Genomic DNA, 3,339 nt, shown 5'->3' with positions numbered 1-3,339 from the left:
GTCCTGGTGCTCGCAGCCCTCAGCGGCGCGGTTCCCGTCGAGCTCGTTCCGAGCCCGACGGCGAAGATCGCGGAGGCCTTCGCAGCCATCGACCTGCAGGGGATATCCGTCGATTCGACCACCGCCGATGCGGCGCGCATGACAGCGGCGCTGACGGCGACGCCGCAGCGCGCGGCAGAGATCACCGAGCACGTGCACGCCGCCGCGGCGACGCTCGGAGAGATCGAGCGCGACATGCGTGCGGCTGTTCGCGAGGCGCGAGCATGACCGGCACTCCGGCACCGGACGCGGACGCACGCGTCCTGTTCCTCTCCCACAGTCATCGGTTCGGCGCGTTCCGGGTCGGGAGCCACCACTATGCGCGCGAGCTGTCTGTGCGCGGATTCGATGTGGTGCACCTGAGTACGCCGATCTCGCTCGTGCATCGGGTCACCGGGCGCGTGAGGGGGAGCGACCTCGAGACCGTGCCGCGCGGTGCGCAGCGCGACGGTGATGGTGTGGTGCATATCGTTCCGCGCACGGTCCTTCCGGCGCAGGCGGGAGCGCCGAGCGTCGCCCGACTGCTCGAGCGTGCGGGCGTCGCAGCGCGATTCGATGCGGTGCTCATCGATCAGCCGCTGCTGTGGGACGATTCCGTCCGCGCGCTCGCCGATACGGTGATCTATCGCCCCACCGACCTCTACCTCTCGGGCCTCAAGAACTCGTTGCAGCGGCGCATCCTCGCTGCGGTCGACGGCGTGGTCGCCACGTCCGACGAGGTGCTGCGAGGACTCGGACCCGTGCGCGTCCCCTCTCTCGTTCTCGGCAACGGCGCCGATGTCCGGCGCTTCGCTGCGCCCGTCGATGAGCAGGTCCCGCGAGCCTCCCGGTGCGTCTACGTCGGCGCTCTCGACGACCGCTTCGACTGGGACCGTGTCGATGCCTGGGCGCAGGCGCATCCTGACGTCGACTTCGTCATCGCAGGCCCTCACGCACGCCAGACCCGATCCCTGCCCCCTAACGTCGACCTCGTCGGCCCCGTGGCCTACGCCGAGGTTCCGGCACTGCTGCACACCGCTCGGGTGGGGCTGCTGCCGCTCTCTGACAACCCCCTCAACGCCGGGCGCAGTCCGATGAAGCTCTACGAGTACTTGGCGGCAGGTCTCGCCGTCGTCGCGCGGGAGACACCCGGCATCCACGGGCTTCCCGACCTCGGTGTCGAGGTCTACACCGGCGACCGTGATGCGGATGCCGCGCTCGACCGCGCCCTGTCGCGGCCGTCCCCGAACCGCGCCGGAGCGCACGCCGCATTCGAGGAATCATGGGACCTCAAGGCCGAGGAGCTCGAGGAGTTCCTGCGCACGGTCCGGCATCCCGTCGACTGAGCGTCAGCCGAGCACGCGCGCGATCGTCTCGGAGATGAGTCCCGCGGTCCTGCCCCAGTCGTACCCAGGGGGAGGGTCCACGCGGCGCGGTGACTCCACCGAGGCTGTCAGTGCGCTCGACCACTCCCTCGGATCGTCGGGAGAGCCCACCGCCCACCCGCGGTCGCCGACGATCTCCGCCACGGCCTCGCACCCAGCCCAGTGGATGACGGGCACGCCGCATCGGATCGATTCCAGCGCGGGGAGTCCGAATCCCTCGAGTGTCGAGGGCATCACGGTGGCTGCTGCGCCCCTGTAGAGATCGGCGAGTTCGTGGTCATCGACGCCGGTGATCCAGCGCACCCGGGCGTCCACACCCCGGCGGGCCGCGCGCGCACCCAGTTCGGCGATCTCGCGCTCGGGAACCACGGCGATGAGGCGGACATCGCGCGCGGAGACCAGTGCGTCGAGCACCACATCGAGGTTCTTGTGTGCGCGGCCGTTGCCGACGAACAGCACGTACGGTTCGGCGGGGCTCGTCGCCGCCTCAGCGGGACGGAACGCCTCGGAGCATCCGTTTCCCGCGTTCACTATCTCGACGGCGTCGTCGCCGACCCACGTGCGGATCGCTCGGGCCGAGGTCTCGGACACCGTCAGCACGACCCCGGTTCGGCGCACGACATCGCGCACGGGACCCGCGTAGTAGGCAGCGAACTTCCAGCGGCTCAGCCCGGGTCCGCGCAGCTGGATGAGGTCGTGCAGGGTGAGCAGCTGACGTCGAGCACGGACGAGAGCGCCGTACCCGGGGGAGTAGACGAGTGCATCGCGAGCCGCAGCCGGGCCCGCGCCGCGAAAGGCGTCGACCGCGGTGAACGGAGAGCCGTCGAGACCGAGCGGCTCCCACGGCACGGTGAGTCGCGGCAGGACCTCAGCGGCGTAGCGGCCGATGCCGTGCGCGCCGCGGTAGCGGTCATCGACGAACAGGCGCGTCATGCTCGCCTCGGCTCCGGCGTCTGTGCTCCGTCGAGGGAATCGGCGACCCACTGTCGGATGCGGTCGGCGAACACCTCTTCCGAGAAGGTCATCGCCTGCGCCCGGCACGCATCCGGTGACAGTGTGGCGGCCATCTCGACCGCCCTGCGCATCTCGTCACGAGACCAGCCCTCGACGAGTGCGCCGGTGCGCCCGTGGACGATGGTCTCGGCCGCACCGCCCACCGCGTTGGCGATCACCGGGCGACCCGCGGCCATCGCCTCGACCGGCACGATGCCGAAGTCCTCGATCGCGGGGAAGACGAGCGCGATGCTGCGCTGCAGAAGCGCTCGGTACAGTTCGGCTCCGGGGGAGGGGACGAAGAAGACCGCGCTGCCTGCCCTTTCATCGGCGAACTCACGTAGTCGGGCCTCGTCGGGGCCCGCGCCCGCGAGCACCACCGGCACGCCCGCCGCGATGCCCGCGTCGATCACGAGTTCCAGCCGCTTGTACGGGATGAATCGGGAGAACCCGAGAAGGAAGCGCTCCGGAAGGCGCGCGAGGGTGTCGAGCTCGCGCTGGTCCGGTGCCGCGGCGCGCAGGAAGCCTCCCACGTCGACGGGCGGGTGGATCACCGTGCTCTCACGGCGCCAGGCGTCCTCGATGCGCTTCTGCACGAAGACGCTGTTCGCGGCGATCGCGACCGGCTCCTGCGCGCGGCGGCGATCGAGGCCCTTCAGGGCACTCGCGGCCGCTCTCGCGGGCAGCGAGCCACCGCGGGCATCGAGTTCAGGGTTCCAGATGTACCGGGCAGGGGTGTGGGCGTACACGAGTTTGGGTACGCCGCGGGCGGGACCCGCGAACCGCGCGTGGTGGGCGAAGAGATGCGAGCTGGCGAGCACCCACTCGGCGTCGACCGGCGGAAGGGTTCGCCATGCGAGAGGCATCAGGCCCACCGCCGCAGCCTTGCGTCGGCGCAGCGGCGTCTTGGCGAGCCAGGTCTCGCCGTCGACCGAGAAGCGGC

Annotated in this window: 4 protein-coding genes; 2 read left to right on the top strand and 2 right to left on the bottom strand. The window is 70.7% G+C overall.

Annotated features, from left to right (window positions below; all coding sequences use genetic code 11):
• The coding region (locus tag RTM68_RS03595; RefSeq protein ID WP_312168315.1) for a hypothetical protein at positions 1-267 on the top strand (267 nt) is incomplete at its 5' end.
• Positions 264-1,364, top strand: a complete 1,101-nt coding sequence (locus tag RTM68_RS03590; RefSeq protein WP_312168312.1) for a glycosyltransferase — start codon at positions 264-266, stop codon at positions 1,362-1,364. The genes RTM68_RS03595 and RTM68_RS03590, both read left to right, overlap by 4 nt.
• Before the next feature lie 3 nt (positions 1,365-1,367).
• Here RTM68_RS03590 and RTM68_RS03585 read toward each other — a convergent pair whose 3' ends face one another.
• Together RTM68_RS03585 and RTM68_RS03580 are read right to left on the bottom strand one after the other, a co-directional pair.
• Entirely contained in the window at positions 1,368-2,336 is a 969-nt protein-coding gene (locus RTM68_RS03585; RefSeq protein WP_312168309.1) for a glycosyltransferase family 1 protein, read from the bottom strand.
• A partial coding sequence (locus RTM68_RS03580; protein ID WP_312168306.1) for a glycosyltransferase occupies positions 2,333-3,339 on the bottom strand: 1,007 nt, incomplete at its 5' end. The genes RTM68_RS03580 and RTM68_RS03585, both read right to left, overlap by 4 nt.

It is taken from the genome of Microbacterium sp. (assembly GCF_031988965.1).
GTDB lineage: Bacteria > Actinomycetota > Actinomycetes > Actinomycetales > Microbacteriaceae > Microbacterium.
Note: the sequence above shows the minus strand (reverse complement) of the source record. Positions and strands in the feature narration are given on the sequence as shown.

Excerpts from the sequence above, each read along its gene's own strand:
- RTM68_RS03590 (WP_312168312.1), top strand. The coding sequence starts at position 264 with ATGACCGGCACTCCGGCACCGGACGCGGACGCACGCGTCCTGTTCCTC.
- RTM68_RS03585 (WP_312168309.1), bottom strand. The coding sequence starts at position 2,336 with ATGACGCGCCTGTTCGTCGATGACCGCTACCGCGGCGCGCACGGCATC.